Annotated in this window: 14 protein-coding genes; 10 read left to right on the top strand and 4 right to left on the bottom strand. The window is 65.8% G+C overall.

The annotated features are described in order from the left end of the window. Together Q0D45_RS16365 and Q0D45_RS16360 are read right to left on the bottom strand one after the other, a co-directional pair. On the bottom strand, window positions 1–310 hold a 310-nt coding region (locus Q0D45_RS16365), incomplete at its 3' end, for a PaaI family thioesterase (protein WP_293395110.1). A gap of 19 nt (window positions 311–329) precedes the next feature. Next, window positions 330–2,345: a hypothetical protein gene (locus Q0D45_RS16360; protein WP_293395107.1), complete on the bottom strand. Its 2,016-nt coding sequence runs from the start codon at window positions 2,343–2,345 to the stop codon at window positions 330–332. Between the two features lie 59 nt (window positions 2,346–2,404). Here Q0D45_RS16360 and Q0D45_RS16355 point away from each other — a divergent pair, with 59 nt between their 5' ends. Continuing rightward, on the top strand, window positions 2,405–3,016 hold the full coding sequence (locus Q0D45_RS16355; protein WP_293395104.1) for a glutathione S-transferase family protein: 612 nt from the start codon (window positions 2,405–2,407) through the stop codon (window positions 3,014–3,016). A 17-nt stretch (window positions 3,017–3,033) separates the two neighbouring features. Here Q0D45_RS16355 and def read toward each other — a convergent pair whose 3' ends face one another. Beyond that, window positions 3,034–3,540, bottom strand: coding sequence for a peptide deformylase (gene def / locus Q0D45_RS16350; protein WP_022976697.1), 507 nt, complete (start codon window positions 3,538–3,540; stop codon window positions 3,034–3,036). Between the two features lie 137 nt (window positions 3,541–3,677). Here def and Q0D45_RS16345 point away from each other — a divergent pair, with 137 nt between their 5' ends. The 8 genes from Q0D45_RS16345 (at window position 3,678) to Q0D45_RS16310 (ending at window position 12,584) form a co-directional block, all read left to right on the top strand. Next, complete coding sequence (locus tag Q0D45_RS16345; protein WP_293395100.1) at window positions 3,678–4,874, top strand: LysM peptidoglycan-binding domain-containing protein; 1,197 nt, start codon at window positions 3,678–3,680, stop codon at window positions 4,872–4,874. A gap of 44 nt (window positions 4,875–4,918) precedes the next feature. Continuing rightward, window positions 4,919–6,058, top strand: a complete 1,140-nt coding sequence (gene dprA, locus Q0D45_RS16340; RefSeq protein WP_293395097.1) for a DNA-processing protein DprA — start codon at window positions 4,919–4,921, stop codon at window positions 6,056–6,058. 70 nt (window positions 6,059–6,128) lie between these two features. Then, a complete protein-coding gene (locus tag Q0D45_RS16335) occupies window positions 6,129–6,596 on the top strand; it encodes a DUF494 family protein (RefSeq protein ID WP_022976700.1) in 468 nt (155 codons plus the stop codon). A 146-nt stretch (window positions 6,597–6,742) separates the two neighbouring features. Further along, complete coding sequence (locus Q0D45_RS16330) at window positions 6,743–9,244, top strand: DNA topoisomerase I (RefSeq protein WP_293395091.1); 2,502 nt, start codon at window positions 6,743–6,745, stop codon at window positions 9,242–9,244. An 11-nt stretch (window positions 9,245–9,255) separates the two neighbouring features. Continuing rightward, window positions 9,256–9,813 carry a Sua5/YciO/YrdC/YwlC family protein gene (locus Q0D45_RS16325; RefSeq protein WP_293395088.1) on the top strand — a complete coding sequence of 186 codons (558 nt, stop codon included), beginning with the start codon at window positions 9,256–9,258 and terminating at the stop codon, window positions 9,811–9,813. A gap of 51 nt (window positions 9,814–9,864) precedes the next feature. Next, a complete protein-coding gene (gene hemF / locus Q0D45_RS16320; RefSeq protein ID WP_293395086.1) occupies window positions 9,865–10,788 on the top strand; it encodes an oxygen-dependent coproporphyrinogen oxidase in 924 nt (307 codons plus the stop codon). Between the two features lie 104 nt (window positions 10,789–10,892). After that, on the top strand, window positions 10,893–11,831 hold the full coding sequence (locus Q0D45_RS16315; protein WP_293395084.1) for a hydrogen peroxide-inducible genes activator: 939 nt from the start codon (window positions 10,893–10,895) through the stop codon (window positions 11,829–11,831). A gap of 9 nt (window positions 11,832–11,840) precedes the next feature. After that, the gene (locus Q0D45_RS16310) at window positions 11,841–12,584 is read left to right on the top strand and encodes an EI24 domain-containing protein (RefSeq protein ID WP_293395081.1); all 744 of its coding nucleotides are present in this window, start codon (window positions 11,841–11,843) and stop codon (window positions 12,582–12,584) included. A gap of 54 nt (window positions 12,585–12,638) precedes the next feature. Here Q0D45_RS16310 and Q0D45_RS16305 read toward each other — a convergent pair whose 3' ends face one another. After that, window positions 12,639–13,427 (bottom strand): sulfite exporter TauE/SafE family protein, encoded by a 789-nt coding sequence (locus Q0D45_RS16305; protein WP_293395078.1) that lies wholly within the window; start codon window positions 13,425–13,427, stop codon window positions 12,639–12,641. 87 nt (window positions 13,428–13,514) lie between these two features. Here Q0D45_RS16305 and Q0D45_RS16300 point away from each other — a divergent pair, with 87 nt between their 5' ends. Next, on the top strand, window positions 13,515–15,503 hold the full coding sequence (locus Q0D45_RS16300; protein WP_293395075.1) for a lytic transglycosylase domain-containing protein: 1,989 nt from the start codon (window positions 13,515–13,517) through the stop codon (window positions 15,501–15,503). Window positions 15,504–15,590: the final 87 nt, after the last annotated feature.

The following is a 15,590-nucleotide window of genomic DNA, read 5'->3' as shown; positions in this document are numbered from 1 at the left end:
CGACCACATCGACCGGCCGCGGCCGGCTCAGGAAGTTGATGGTAAGACTTGAGGTGACCGCCATCACCTGATCGCCGATGTGGGCCAGGATCACCGCATACATCGCGGAATCCGCCGCCAGCATCAGCACCGGCCCGGCGATGGTGCCGCCCGGGCGGATCATCCATTCGCGGAACGGAATCCGGATCGTCGCCGACCCCGGCTTCACCTCGGTGACCACCATCTGCGCGAACGAGGACATCGGCAGGCCATCGCTGATGATGCGTTCGACTTCGGCGGCGTCGAGCACCGGTTGCAGCGGACGGCTCATCGGATGGTTCAGAGGGTACTTACTGGCAGTTGACGGTTCCTGGCAGGCAAGTATTGACGATCGACGGCCGCTGCGTGGTGATGCTGTCGACGGTGACGCCGGCTTCGCCCAGGCTGACACCGAGCGTCGACAACAGCGGATCTAGGATCAGATCGAGCAAGGCAACTACCGGAGACAAAATCGCCGCCAGGATGCCGCCGACATCGAGGCCGAGGCCGAGGATATTGATCTGCAGACTGCTAGCCAGCAGTGAAGTAACCAAGCTCGTGAGATTGCTGCTGCTGCTCAGCAGCGGCAGCGCCTGCGGGAATGTAGGGCCGGTAGCAGTCTGCGCGGGGTGGGTCACGCCGAATAAGGTTTGGCTCATTTTCGTGGCGATGATCCGGACCAGAAACAGAACGTTGACCACGGTACCCGACTGAGGATCTTGCGGCGGATTTGCGGTGGCCGAGCCAGAGAAAGTGCCGACGGTTGCGGTGATCAGCGAGCTGGTGGTCTGGATCGTGGCGCGGGCGTTGGGATTGGTGGTCGACGGGCAGTTGACGCTCAGCAATTCCGCGAGGCCGTTGCCCGCATCCACGTCGAGCGCGAGACGAACCAGCGGCAGCGCCAGTAACGACAGGTTGATGCGCGCCTGAAGCCGGATCTGCGACGACTGCGCCGTCGTGTATGGCGTGTTCGTCGAGTCGCGGCCTGGTCTGCCAGGCGGATTGGAAGTCTGCTCCGGCTCGATCACCTTCAGGAAAACACCGATGCCGGCCAGCCCAGGAATGCTGACCGTCACCGGCAACTGGATCGATGGGCCGCCCACCGCCGCGGCCTGACCGAGCGCGGTCAGCAAGCCCAGACCGTCGACGAAGGGAATGGCGCCGACGATGCTGGTGACTGCGGGATTCAGAGTGGTGCCCGTGGCATTGAAGATCTGGCCAAAGACGTTCTGGATGACCGCAGGATTGTCGTAAGACTGCCCGGCAAGGCCGGAGATCAAACCGGCCGCGGTACCCGAAGTCGCATCGCCAGTGGCCGCCAACGCAGTACTTATGATCCTCAGTGCCTGGGGTGCCGTGAGGTCCAGCGTCAACAGATCGTTCAGCGAATTGACGCCAGCTGCGAGCGCCAGGTTGCCGAGCGTGACCCGCGCAGCGGCAATGCCTTGGTAGCCCACGGCCGTCAGATTGACACTAGTGCCCAGCAGGCCAGACAGCAGGCTGTTCAGCGCGCCCTGATCGAGGTTCAAGGTCGTTGTGCCAATGCGGAACGAGGCATAGGCCGGCTGTTCGGCGGTGGCCGAGGCGTAGAGCATGCCGCCCCCCCCGTATAGATTGATGAACGGCACTGGTTGAGGTCGCGACAGATTGACCCGTACAGCGGTGACGTTCTCGTTACCGACGGTCAGAGGCGTGAATTTACGGAAGCCGGATGTCGAGACGATGGTCCCGACTTCGACTGCAGGTGACCCGTTGATGCCGGTTAGCAGGCCCTGCACGCTGTTTGCGCCATCGACGCTGTTGGCGGCAATCACGCGTGTCACTTCCGCAGTGATGGCGCTCATCTGCGCTGGCACACCGCCAACAGCACAGCCGCTTGAAATCTGCACCGCCGACAGCGCCGCCAGGGTCGCCTGTTTTTCCAGATCCCGCTGCGCGTAATAGAGCTGGCCGATGTTGATCGCCAGCGCCAGCACCGGGATCAGCATCAGCAGTGAGACCGCGGTCAGCACCGCCGCGGCACCGCGCTGGCGGAAGCGGCCAGAGGGTGGACGGGAAGGTGGGCGGGAGCGGGGTTCGGGCGAGGTCGACACGGGGTCCATGCTCCGGAGCGGTAGCGGGTCAGCAGCAGCGGATGGGGCCACCATCATGGCGCGGCCGGAGCAGACGGGGCGGCGCCGTGCTGCTGCAAGCGGTGCCGCGTCCGGATCGATTCCGGGTAGCGTGTTGCAGATTAAGGCCTGGACGAGGCCGCCGGAAAGGCAGCGCTGGCGGAACCTGAGGCCATCCCGGATGGGCGGCAGAAAAGCTGCGCCGAGCGGTGGCAATCACAGGCGTCGCTGCTTATCGTGGCGTCTGCTCATCCACGCTTTCGAGGCCTGCATCGATGATGACCCTGCATGGCTATACCGGCTCCGGCAACTGTTACAAGCCCGCGCTGGCCATGCGCCAGCTCGGCATCGCCTATCAGTGGCGCGAGGTCGACATCCTGAAAGGCGAATCGCGCACGCCGGCATTCCTGGCCAAGAACGCCAATGGCCGCATCCCGTTGCTGGAACCGGAGCCCGGCCGCTACCTGGCCGAATCGAACGCCATGCTGTGCTGGCTTGCCGAAGGCACGCCGCTGCTGCCGGGCGACCGCTGGGCCAGGGCCAAGGTGCTGGAATGGTTGTTCTTCGAGCAGTACAGCCACGAGCCGTACATCGCGACGATCCGCTACTGGGTGGCGATCGAGAAATCCGCCGAGGCGAATCAGGCGCGAATTGCAGAACGGATGCCGCGGGGCTATGCAGCGCTCGGCGTGATGGAAACCCAGCTGGCGAAGACGCCATACCTGGCCGGGGAGCAGTACACGATCGCCGACATCGCGCTGTACGCCTATACCCATGTCGCAGATGAAGGCGGTTTCGATCTGGCCGACTATCCAGCCGTGCGGGCCTGGCTGGCGCGCATCAAGGCAACGCCCGGCTTCGTGACCATGGCCGCAGCGGCTGCTTGAGCGCCGCCGCCGGCTCTTCAGCCGGCGTGCGCTTCCTTGAGCTTGGTCAGCTTCTTCTTGATGCGCTCGCGCTTCAGGCTCGACAGGTAGTCGACATACAGCTTGCCGTCGAGGTGGTCGATCTCGTGTTGCACGCATTGCGCGGCCAGGCCTTCGCAATCCATCTCGAACGGCTTGCCGTGACGGTCCAGCGCCCGCACCCGCAGACGGTTGAAACGCTGGATGGTGTCGCGGATATCGGGCACCGACAGGCAGCCCTCTTCCATTTCCTGCCGCTCGTCAGTCAGCAAGATTTCCGGGTTGATCAGGACCATAGGCTCGGTCTTGCCCTCGGAACAATCCATCACCGACAGGCGCAGCTGCACGCCGCACTGGTTGGCGGCGAGGCCGACACCGGGCGCGTCGTACATCGTTTCGAACAGATCGTCGATCAGCTTCTGAAGCTTGTCGTCGAACACCGTCACCGGCAGGGTCTTCTTGCGAAGACGCGGATCGGGATGAATGAGGATGGGCAGAATCGCCATGGTTACGGGGCCTGCAGTTGATCTTGGGAAACCTTCGACGAGCCTGCGAAACAGCAGGTGTTCATGCCAGACTCAGCCGCGCCCGTCGAACGGGCCGAACGGGGCCCAGAAAGGCCACAAAAGGGAAAGCCGCAGCCATGCAGAAGTATAACGCCTCGCGATTTCCACTCCCGCGACACACGATCACGCGCCTAGGGGTCGCCAGCCTGTTGCTGACGATGCTGGCCGCCGGCTGCGCCAGCGCACCGAGCAGCAGCCCGCCCGCCACCGTGGTGCCGGTCGCTGTCGTGGCGCCTGCCGCAAGACGTCCTGCAGCTGCCACCGTCGAACCGCTGGCCAACGCCAACAGCGCCCGGACCTACGCCGGCGATCTGTCGCTGCGCGAGGACGCGCCGCTGCGCTACACAGTGAGGAAGGGCGACACCCTGTGGGACATCGCCCAGCATTTCCTGCGCGATCCCTGGCAGTGGCCGGAGCTCTGGTACACCAACTCGCAGGTGCGCAATCCGCACCAGATCTATCCCGGCGATGTGCTGAGCCTGGTGCGGGTGAACGGCCAGACGCGCCTCGCTTTCGACGGCGTGGTCGATCGCCTGTCGCCGCGCATTCGCGAGGAAAACCTCGACGCGGCGCTGCCGGCGATTCCGATCGAAGCGATCCGCAACTTCCTGCGCGGCCCGCGTCTGGTCACGCTCGAGGAGACGCAAACCGCGCCGTACGTCGTCGCCTTTGCCGACGAGCGTCTGGCAGTCGGCGCCAACAACGATGTCTACGTGAAGAACCTGCCGGCCGAGGTCGCCTACAACTACGCGGTGGTTCGCGTGGGCGAGGCCTATCGCGATCCGGACACTCGCAAGCTGATCGGCTATGAAGCGATTCCCACCGGCGAAGCCGAACTGCGCGAGCCTGGCCAGCCGGCGCTGATGCGGGTCACCAAGTCGAGCCGCGAAGTGCTGATCGCCGATCGCCTGCTGCCGATCGAAGCGGAAAGCTTCGACGCCAACTTCTATCCGCACCCGCCGACCACCGACATCAATGGCCGGATCATTTCGGTGTACGACGGCCTGTCGCAGATCTCGCAGTACCAGATCGTGGCGCTGAACCGCGGCACCGAGCACGGCCTCGATCCGGGCACCGTGCTCGACATCTACCAGCCCGCCCGCAGCGTGCCGGACCCTTACGGCAAGAAGCCGGTGGTGCTGCCCGAGCTGCGTGCCGGCGTGCTGATGGTGTTCAAGGTCACGCCGCTGCTCAGCTATGGCCTGGTGATGAATGCGACCCGCGCGCTGCACGTGCTCGACAAGGTGGCTAAGCCGGCGCCCACCGCGCCGTGACGCGGGCCTGAGCCGGCCCTCGCTGCAGCGAGCGAACCATGCCGATGCCCGCGCCTGAATCGGCTGTCGCGGCCAGCGGTCCAACGGCTGCGCTGCTGGCGCTGCTGCGCACGCCGGGACTCGGCGCCAACCGCCTGCGCCGCCTGCTGCAGCGCCATGGCTCGGCGGAAGCGGTGTTCGCCGCCAAGGCCAGCGCCTGGGCTGAAGCCGGCTGCAGCGAAGGGCAGATCGCCGGCCTCGCCAATCCGGATCACCAAGGTGCCGAAACCGATCTGCGCTGGCTGGCCGCTTCGCCGCACCATCACTTCGTCGACAGCGATCACCCGGCCTGGCCGGCGCGCCTTGCGGAGATCGCCGCGGCGCCATTCGGCCTGTTCGCGCTGGGCGATATCGCCTTGCTCGGCGAGCCGCAACTGGCGATCGTCGGCGCTCGCGCCGCATCGGCTCAGGGCCGCAACGATGCCCAGGCTTTCGCCGAGGGCCTGGCGCGTGCCGGCCTGGTGATCACCTCGGGATTGGCGCTGGGCATCGACGCCGCGGCCCATCGCGGCGCGCTCGATGCCGGTGGCAGCACCATCGCGGTCTGCGGCAATGGTCTGGACCGCGTCTATCCGGCCCGCAACCGCGAACTGGCGCTGGCGATCGCCGAACGCGGCCTGCTGGTCTCGGAGTTTCCGCCCGGCACGGTGCCGCGGCCCGAACATTTCCCGCGTCGCAACCGGATCATCAGCGGCCTGAGTCTCGGCGTGCTGGTGATCGAGGCGCAGCTGGAATCCGGTTCGCTGATCACTGCGCGGCTCGCCGCCGAGCAAGGTCGCGAAGTGTTCGCGCTGCCCGGCTCGATCCACAACCCGATGGCGCGCGGCTGCCATGCACTGATCCGCAATGGCGCGACCCTGACCGAATCGGTGGCCGACATCCTCGTCGAACTCGCAGCACAGCTGAAGCCGATGCTGAGTCCGACGACAGCCCGCGCGGAACCGATGGCGGATGTGCCGGTCGATAGCCTCGAACAGCGCGTTCTGGCAGCGATCGGCGATCAGCCGGTCGCCATCGATCAGCTGGCTTCTACCCTGGCGCTCGGCATCGCCGAACTCGGTGCCGCGCTACTGTCCCTGGAACTTCAAGGCTTGATCGAGGCCCGACCAGGGGACTGTTTTTCCCGTCTGCATCCGCGCCGATGAGGCGCTACACTTTCCCCCGAGGCAGTCCGAAACCTGACTGCACGCGCCCGGTCTTGGCGTCAGAGCGAACATGAAAGAGACCCTGCTCGATGTACTGATGTACCTCTTCGAGAACTACCAGGATGGCGAGTTCTCCGACTCCGACAACCAGGAAACCTTGCGGGTAGAGCTGTCCGCCGCCGGTTTCCCCGATGAAGAAGTGGCGCACGCTTTCGCCTGGCTCGATGGCCTGGCGAACCAGCGCAATGCGCCAACCCTGAGAGGCCGAACCGATACCTTGCGGCTGTACGCGCCGCAGGAGCAGGAACGGCTGTCCGCCGAATGTCGTGGCTTTCTCCTTTATCTGGAGCAGCTCGGCATCTTGAACGGCGAAAGCCGCGAACTGGTCATCGAACGCCTGCTGGCTTTCGAGGACGAGATCGATCTCGAGCGGGTCAAGTGGGTCTGCCTGCTGGTGCTGATCAACCAGCCGGGCTCCGAGGAAGCGGCCGTGCACCTCGAAGACATGGTCTATTACCACGGTGAGTTCCTGCACTGATCGGCAGCCCTTGTCGCCGTCTCGATGACGGCGCAAGGGCTGGCTTCAGGCAGGTGCCTGACTAGCCACTGGCAAGCTCTTTGCCGTATAAGCTGCCCCCCACGCGCCGCCGGGGCGCGGGAAACGTTGTGGGACACGCGGCAGGAATGAGCAAGAATCTGGTCATCGTCGAATCGCCTGCAAAGGCCAAGACGATCAAGAAATACCTGGGCAAGGATTACGAAGTACTCGCTTCGTACGGCCATGTGCGCGACCTGGTGCCCAAGGATGGCGCCGTCGACGTGACGCGCGGCTTCGAGATGAAGTACCAGCTGATCGACAAGAACGCGAAGCACGTCAACGCGATCATTGCCGAACTCAAGCGCTCCGATAACCTCTTCCTCGCCACCGATCCTGATCGCGAAGGCGAAGCCATTTCCTGGCATCTGCTCGAGCACCTGAAAGAGAAGGGGCTGATCAAGGACAAGCCGGTCAAGCGCGTGGTGTTCTACGAGATCACGCCGCGCGAAGTCGCCCGTGCGATCGACGAAGGCCGCGATGTCGCCCAGGATCTGGTCAATGCCCAGCAGGCCCGCCGTGCGCTCGACTATCTGGTCGGCTTCAATCTGTCGCCGCTGCTCTGGCGCAAGGTCGGCCCGGGTCTGTCGGCCGGCCGCGTGCAGAGCCCGGCGCTGCGCCTGATCTGCGAACGCGAGGAAGAAATCCGCGCCTTCAAGCCGCAGGAATACTGGACGCTCGACGCCCGCGCCGAGAAGGACGGCACCGCGTTCAATGCCCGCCTGCTTGAGTTCGATGGCATCAAGGTCGAACAGTTCTCGCTGGGCAACGAAGGCTCGGCCGAAGCTGCACGTGCCGCGATCGAGATGGCCGCGAAGGGTCTGCTGAAAGTTGCCAAGGTCGACAAGAAGCAGCGCCGCCGCACGCCGGGGCCGCCGTTCACCACGTCCACCCTGCAGCAGGACGGCAACCGCAAGCTCGGCTTCACCGCCCAGCGCACGATGCGCACGGCGCAGCAGTTGTACGAAGGTGTCGAGATCGGCGGCGAGACCGTCGGCCTGATCACCTACATGCGTACCGACGCCGTGAACCTGGCGCAGGACGCGCTGGCCGAGCTGCGCGAAGCGATCATCAAGCGCTACGGCGCCCAATCGGCGCTGCCCGAACCGCGCTACTTCAAGGTCAAGTCGAAGAACGCCCAGGAAGCCCATGAAGCGATTCGCCCGACCTCGTTCCTGCGCGCCCCTGAAGCGGTCGCCAAGTATCTGACCCCCGATCAGGCCAAGCTTTATGACCTGATCTGGAAGCGCACCGTCGCCTGCCAGATGGCGCCAGCAGTGTTCGATACCGTCGCCGCAGAATTGCGCGCCGGCACCGATCACGCCTTCAAGGCCAATGGCCAGGTGCTGATCGAACCGGGCTTCCTCGCCGCTTACGGTATCGCCGTCGACGACGAGAACGAAGCCAAGGAAGACGACGAAAAGCGCCTGCCGCCGCTGGAAGTCGGCGATGTCGTCAAGCTGCTGGAACTGCTGCCCGAGCAGCACTTCACCCAGCCGCCGCCGCGCTTCACCGAAGCCAGCCTGGTCAAGACGCTCGAGGAATACGACATCGGTCGCCCGTCGACCTATGCCTCGATCATCTCGACCCTGCAGGCGCGCGACTACGTGCGCCTCGACGGCAAGGCCTTCATGCCGACCGACGTCGGCCTGATCGTCTGCCGCTTCCTGACCGAGCACTTCACCCGCTACGTCGACTACGAATTCACCGCCAAGCTCGAAGACGAGCTCGACGCGGTGTCGCGCGGCGAACAGGCCTGGGTGCCGTTGCTGGCGAAGTTCTGGGGCATCTTCAAGCCGATGGTCGACGAAAAGATGGAGCTGTCGCGCTCGGAGGTTTCCGAGACGCGCACCATCGGTGTCGACCCGACGACCGGCAAGCCGGTCACCGCCCGCCTCGGCCGCTATGGGCCGTACGTACAGATCGGCGCCCGAGTCGAGGAGGGCGATACCACGTCCGAGAAGCCGCGCTATGCGAGCCTTCGCGGCAATCAGCGCATCGACACCATCACGCTTGAAGAAGCGATGGAGCTGTTCAAGCTGCCGCGCAAGCTGGGCCAGATGCCGAACGGCGACGAGGTCGAGGTCAACATCGGCCGCTTCGGGCCGTATGCGCGCCACGGCAAGGCCTTCGTCAGCCTCAAGAAGGACGATGACCCCTACACCATCGAACTGCCGCGGGTGATCGAGCTGATCGAGCAGAAAGCCGCCGCGCTCGACGCCGCGACGATCCGCAGCTTCGAAGGCACCGGCATCCGCATCATCAAGGGCCGCTTCGGGCCGTACATCACCGACGGCTCGCGCAAGTCGCCGATCCCACGCACCCGTGACGCCGAGAAGCTCAGCGTCTTCGAATGCGAGGCCTACTTGGCCGAAGCCGAAGCCGCGAAGCCGCCGAAGAAAGGCGCCAAGAAAAAGGCGGCTGCGAAGAAAGCGGCACCGGCCGATGGCGAGGCCGCTGCCCCCAAAGCGCCGAAGAAGGCTGCGGTGAAGAAGGCCGCCAGCAAGAAGTCCGCTGCGAAGAAGACCACCAAGAAAGCGACGCGAGCACCCTCGCTGACCAAACGGACTGTCTACGCGAAGAAGGGCTGAGCGCAGCAACGATGCTGAATACTTGCAAGATCGCGATCGCCGCCGGGCTGCTGAAGCAAGGCGGCGTCATCGTCTACCCGACCGAAGCGGTCTGGGGTGTCGGCTGCGATCCGCAGAACCACAAGGCGGTGATGCGCCTGCTGGCGATGAAGCAGCGTGAGTGGCAGAAGGGCCTGATCCTAATCGCGGCGCACATCGAGCAGGTCGAGCCGTACATCGACATGCCGTCACGGATGGCCTGGCGCCGGGCGACGGCAACCTGGCCCGGCGCGTCGACCTGGGTGTTCCCGGCCACCGACTACTGCCCGATGTGGATCAGCGGCGAGCGCAGCACGGTGGCCGTGAGAGTCTCCGCGCATCCCCTGGCAGCGCGGCTCTGCGAGGAATTCGGCGGCGCCATCGTTTCGACCAGCGCCAACCGCGCCGGCGATCCACCCGCGCGCAGCGCCAGCGACGCCCGCATCGCGCTGCGCAACCGTTTCGATCTGCTGGTGCCTGGCGCGCTCGGTGGGCTCGATCAGCCGACCATCATTCGCGACTCGGCGAACGGCAACATCCTGCGTCGCTGAGATTCGCGATGGCCCCGCCTTTTGCACTTCGGCGGCCATTAGACTTCGGGCATGAATACCAACGAAGCCCCACGTCCCGCCGACGTCGAAGCCTATCTCCGTGGCCTGCAGAACCGCATCTGTGCGGAGGTCGAGCGCATCGACGGTCGCGCCAAATTCCTGCACGACGCCTGGCAGCGAGATGAAGGCGGTGGCGGCGAAACCCGAGTGCTGAGCGAAGGCGCGGTGTTCGAGCGCGCCGGCGTCAATTTCTCCGACATCTACGGCACGAAACTGCCGCCAGCGGCGACGGCGGCGCGGCCGGAACTGGTCGGCCGCGGCTTCCGGGCGATGGGCGTGTCGCTGGTCTTCCATCCGCTGAACCCCTACGCGCCGACCGTGCACATGAACGTGCGCTTTTTGATCGCCGAGAAAGCCGGTGAAGCGCCGGTCTGGTGGTTCGGCGGCGGCTTCGATCTGACGCCGTACTACGGCTTCATCGACGACGCGAAGCACTGGCACGAGACCGCGCGTGCCGCCTGCGAACCGTTCGGTCCGGAAGTGCACAGCCGGCTCAAAGCCCAGTGCGATGAATACTTCTTCATCAAGCACCGCAACGAGGCACGCGGCATCGGCGGCCTGTTCTATGACGACTGGAGCGTCGGCGGTTTCGAGGCCAGCTTCGCGCTGATGCAGAGCGTTGGCGATCACTTCATCAAGGCCTACATGCCGATCGTCGAACGCCGCCACCCGATGTTGTACACGCAGCGCGAACGCGACTGGCAGCTGTATCGGCGCGGGCGTTATGTCGAGTTCAACCTGGTCTGGGACCGCGGGACTTCGTTCGGCCTGCAGAGCAAGGGCCGCATCGAATCGATCCTGATGTCAATGCCGCCGCTGGTCACCTGGCACTACAACTATCAGCCGGAACCGGGCAGCCCGGAAGCGACTTTCCTCAGCGACTATCTGCCGGCACGCGATTGGCTGAACCTATGACTGAACGCGTTGCGATAGCGACGGTCTAGAATCGGGGCCCGAATAGATTTTGGGACGGGCATCTGAAGAGATGCTCGCAAACATCACCCAATGAAGGTCAACCCATGACGCTGACCGAACTTCGCTATCTGGTGAACCTCGACAAGGAGCGCCATTTCTCGCGCGCCGCCGAGCGTTCCTTCGTGTCACAGCCGACACTTTCCGTGGCGCTGAAGAAGCTTGAGGACGAGCTCGGCGTGACCCTGTTCGAGCGGATTCGCGGCGAAGCCAAGCCGACGCCGGTCGGCGCGCGGATCATCGAACAGGCCCGCCATGTGCTCGCCGAAGCGCGGCGGGTCGAGGACATCGCCCGCGAAGGCAAGGACGAGCTGGTCGGAAGCTTGCGGCTCGGGGCGATCTACACCGTCGGCCCCTACGTGCTGCCTTCGCTGGTGCCGATGATGCGCGAGGCCGCACCCTTGATGCCGCTGATGATCGAGGAGAACTTCACCGGCACGCTGCTCGAACAGCTGCGCGACAACGAGCTCGACGTGGCGCTGCTGGCGCTGCCGATCGACCTGCAGGGCCTGTCGGCCTGGCCGATCTACGACGAGGATTTCGTGGTCATGCTGTCGCCCGGCCATCGCTGGGCGGCGCTGCCGAGCATTCCGGCGAAGAAGCTCGCCGAGGAGCATCTGCTGTTGCTCGGGCCCGGCCATTGTTTCCGCGAGCAGGTGATCGCTGCCTGCCCGAAATGCGTCGATTCCGAAGGCGACGGGCCGCGGCCGGTCACCGGCTCGTCGATCGAAACGATTCGCTACATGGTCGGCTCGGGGCTCGGCATCACGGTGATGCCGAACGCGGCGATCGCCAACCGGCCGGCCGAACCGAATCCGCTGCCGACCGTGCCGTTCGCAGCACCTTCGCCGGCCCGCAAGGTCGGCATGGTCTGGCGGCGCAGCTTCCCGCGTCTGGCGGCGATCCGCGCCTTGCGCGAGGGCATCCTGGCCTGCGGCATCAATGGCGTGCGCTTGCTGCCGGATGCGGAACCCCAACACCCCTGAGGTGATCGCATGATCGAAGCGCTTGTCGAAGCCACCCGCAGCCAGTTCCAGGGCCGCATGCTCGGCCTGGTGCTGTGGCCGCTGCTCGGCTCGCTGCTGCTGTGGACCGTGCTGCTCATCGTGTTCTGGTCGCAAGGCATGGGTGCTTTGCGGGCGCTGACCGAGTACCAGCCGGTCGACGCCTTCCTGAACGACTGGGGTCTGTCCTGGCTGGTCGGCGCCCTGACTCTGATCGTCAGCTTCTTCTTCCTGCCGACCCTGGTCGCGGCGACGGCGATCTTCATCACCTCGGTATTCGCGATGCCGCTGATGGTCGACCACATCGCCGCCCGCGACTATCCGCAGCTGGTGCGGGCCAAGGGCGGCACCACCAGCGGCAGCGTCCTCAACAGCCTCGGCGCGCTGCTGGTCTACCTACTGCTGTGGATCCTGGTGCTGCCGCTGTGGCTGATCCTGCCGTTCGCGTTCGTGATTCCGGTGGCGCTGGCCGGCTATCTCAACGACCGCGTGTTCCGCTATGACGCGCTCGCCGAACATGCCACCCGCGAGGAATACGAGGAAATCCTCCGTCGCCACGGCTCACCGCTGTTCGGCCTCGGCGTAGTCGCGGCACTCGTCCAGCTGATTCCGTTCGTCAATCTGATCTCGCCGGTCTATTCCGGCCTGAGCTTCATCCACTTTGCGCTCGCCGAATTGCAGAAGCTGCGCGGTGAAGCAGTGACCAGTGGCCCGTGGTCAGTGGTCAGCAAATGAACCCGCTTGGCTTCTGATTCTCTGCACACTAGCCACTGACCACTAACCACTGCTTCATGCCAGCAGCATCCGTACGCTGATGCCGATCAGGAAGATCGCGAACGCGCGCTTCAGCACCTTCGGCGACAGGCCATGCGCCAGCCGCGCGCCGAGCGGCGCGGTGAACACGCTCATCACCGCGATGCCGGCGAACGCGGCCATATCGACATAGCCCAGGCTCCACGGCGCGCGGCCGGGTACGCCGAGGCCGTTGATCACGAAGCCGACGGCGCCGGCCCAGGCGATCGGAATGCCGCAGGCCGCCGAGGTGCCGACGGCGCGGCGCATGTCGATATTGCAGGCGTTCAGATACGGCACGGTCAGCGAACCGCCACCGATGCCGATCAGGGCCGACAAGCCGCCAATCAGGGTGCCGACGATGCCGAGGCCAAGCGCACCAGGCGTGCTGCGCGTCGCTTTCGGCGTGGCGTCGATCAGCATCTGGATCGCGATCAGCATTGCGCCGATGCCAACACAGCGCTTCAGTACCTCGCTGCTGACCAAGTGCGCCACCGTGGCGCCGAGCAGGCTGCCGACGACGATGCCGGGCGCCAGCTTCCAGAACACCGGCCAGATCACGCCGCCGCGGGCGTGATGGGCGCGGGTCGAGGAAATGCCGGTCAGGCCGATCACCGCCAGCGAGGTGCCGATCGCCGACTGCATGACGATGGCATCGGCAGTACCCAGCGTCGGCAGCAGAAAAGCCAGCGCCGGCACCACGATCAGGCCGCCGCCGACGCCGAACAGGCCGGCCAGCAGGCCGGACACGGCACCGGTCAACAGGAATACCAGCAGGGTTTCCATGCCTGAAGTCTCTGGGCCAGCGGCCTTACAATTGCGGGGCCGCAAAGGCTACACGAACCCGTCAGGCGATCTGAGGGTCAGAGTTCCATGATGACCCTACGCTTTACTCCGTTTCTCGCTCCGCTGGCCCTGACATTGGCCAGCCTGTTCACGCTATCGGCCATCGCCGACGATGATTCCCTGGCCATTGTGCGCAGCGAATTCACCGGCGCTTTCGTCGCGGCCGAAGCCGGCTCCTTCAATGGCGAAGACAGCGATCGCCTGCGTGCCTATCCGCTTTATCCCTACCTCACGGCTGCGCGGCTGAAGGCGCGGCTGGCGCAAGCCAAGCCCGAGGACGATCGCGGTGTCGATGACGCGGTGGCCGCCTTCATCACCGCCCAGGGCGGAACCTTGGCTGCCAACGATCTGCGCCGCGCCTGGCTGACCAGCCTGGCGGCGCGCAAGCGCTGGGATCGCTATCTCGCGGCCCTGCCGGCTCCGCTGGCGACCAGCGACACCGGCTTCCGCTGCCAGCAGTTCGCGGCGCGGATCGCGCTGAACCAGACCGCTGGCCTGGCGCCGGCGGTGCTCCAGCAATGGCAGGTGGCCGACAAATCGCTGCCGGCCTGCGATGCCGCGTTCACCTGGGCGCGCGAGCAGAACCTGCTGACGCCGGCGCTGATCGAAGCGCGGGCGCGGCTGGTCGTCGCTAACGGCTATGGCGCGCTGGCGAAAACCATCGCCGCGCCGTTGCCAGCGGAAACCAGCGCAGCGATCAAGCAGTGGGCGGCGCTGATCGACCAGCCGCAGCGTGAACTCGATGCGCTGATCTCCGATCCCTCGCGGCCGGTGGAAACGGTCGCGCTGCAGGACGGTTGGCAGCGCCTGGCGCGCAAGGATCCGGATGCCGCCGCCGCAAGGTTCGCCGCCTTGCGTGGCGCACGCGCGCTCGACGACACCGCGGCCAGCCCGTTCGCACGCTCTTTGGCGCTGGGCATGGCCTGGAGCCGCAAGCCGGAAGCGCTGGGCTACTTCGCCCAGGTGCTGCCGGCCGACAACGACAGCCTGTCCGCCGAATGGTGGGCGCGTGCGGCGCTGTGGGCCGGCGACTGGCAACAGGCGGCGAAGGCCATCGCCGCAATGTCCGAAAGCCAGCGCAACGAACAGCGCTGGCGTTACTGGGCGGCGCGGGCCGCCGCCGCCGGTGGTGATCAGGCGGCGAACGATCTGCTCACCTCGCTCGCGCAGGAAGACGGCTGGTATCCGGCGCTCGCCGCCGCGCAGTCCGGCATCGCCTACACGCCACATCCGCAGACCCTGGCGGCCGATCCGGCCATCGTCGCCAGGCTCGACAGCCAGGCCGGCTTCATCCGCGCTCGCGAATTGTTCCTGTCGTCGCTGCGCAATCAGGCGGCCGCCGAGTTCTGGGCGGCGTTCGAGCCGCTCGACGAAGCCGCGCGCTTCCAGGCCATCCATCTGGCGATGGGCTGGGGCTGGTACGAGCAGGGTGTGGCCGCCGCCAGCCGGATGAAGCTGTTCACCGATTACGCACTGCTCTATCCGCGGCCTTACGAGTCGCCGGTCAAGACGGGCGCGGCGCTGTCCGGCCTGCCGGACAACCTGATCTACGGCGTGCTGCGTCAGGAAAGCCTGTATCGCGCCGATGCGGTATCGAGCGCCAACGCCTACGGCCTGCTGCAGATGCTGCCGGAAACCGCGACCCGCACCGCGCGCAAGTGGCAGCGCCCGCTGCCGACGCGCACGACGCTGTTCGATCCCGAGGTCAACGTGCCGCTGGGCGCGGCGCATCTGCGTGATCTGGTCGATCGCTTCACTGGCCAGCTGCCGGTGGCGATTGCCGGCTACAACGCCGGCCCGAACGCGGCAGCGCGCTGGCTGCCGGCGACGCCGATGTCGGCGGACGTCTGGATCGAGAACATTCCGTACAACGAAACCCGCAGCTATGTGCAGCGCGTGCTCTGGCATTCGATGGTCTTCGGCTGGCGCCAGCAGGGCAAGCCGCAACCGCTGTCGACCTGGCTGAAGCCGGTGGCGCTGGCACCCGTGCCGGCAGGCCTCGAAGAGATCCCATGATGCGACGCTATCTGGTCGGCGGCGCGGTACGCGACCGGCTGCTGAAGCGCCCGGTCGGCAAGGATTTCCCGGTGTTCCTGCATCCCG

Origin of the sequence: Nevskia sp., assembly GCF_023266035.1 — a bacterium.
Classification (GTDB): Bacteria; Pseudomonadota; Gammaproteobacteria; order Nevskiales; family Nevskiaceae; genus Nevskia.
The sequence above is the reverse complement of the archived record's forward strand: the minus strand, read 5'-3'. Positions and strand labels throughout refer to the sequence as shown.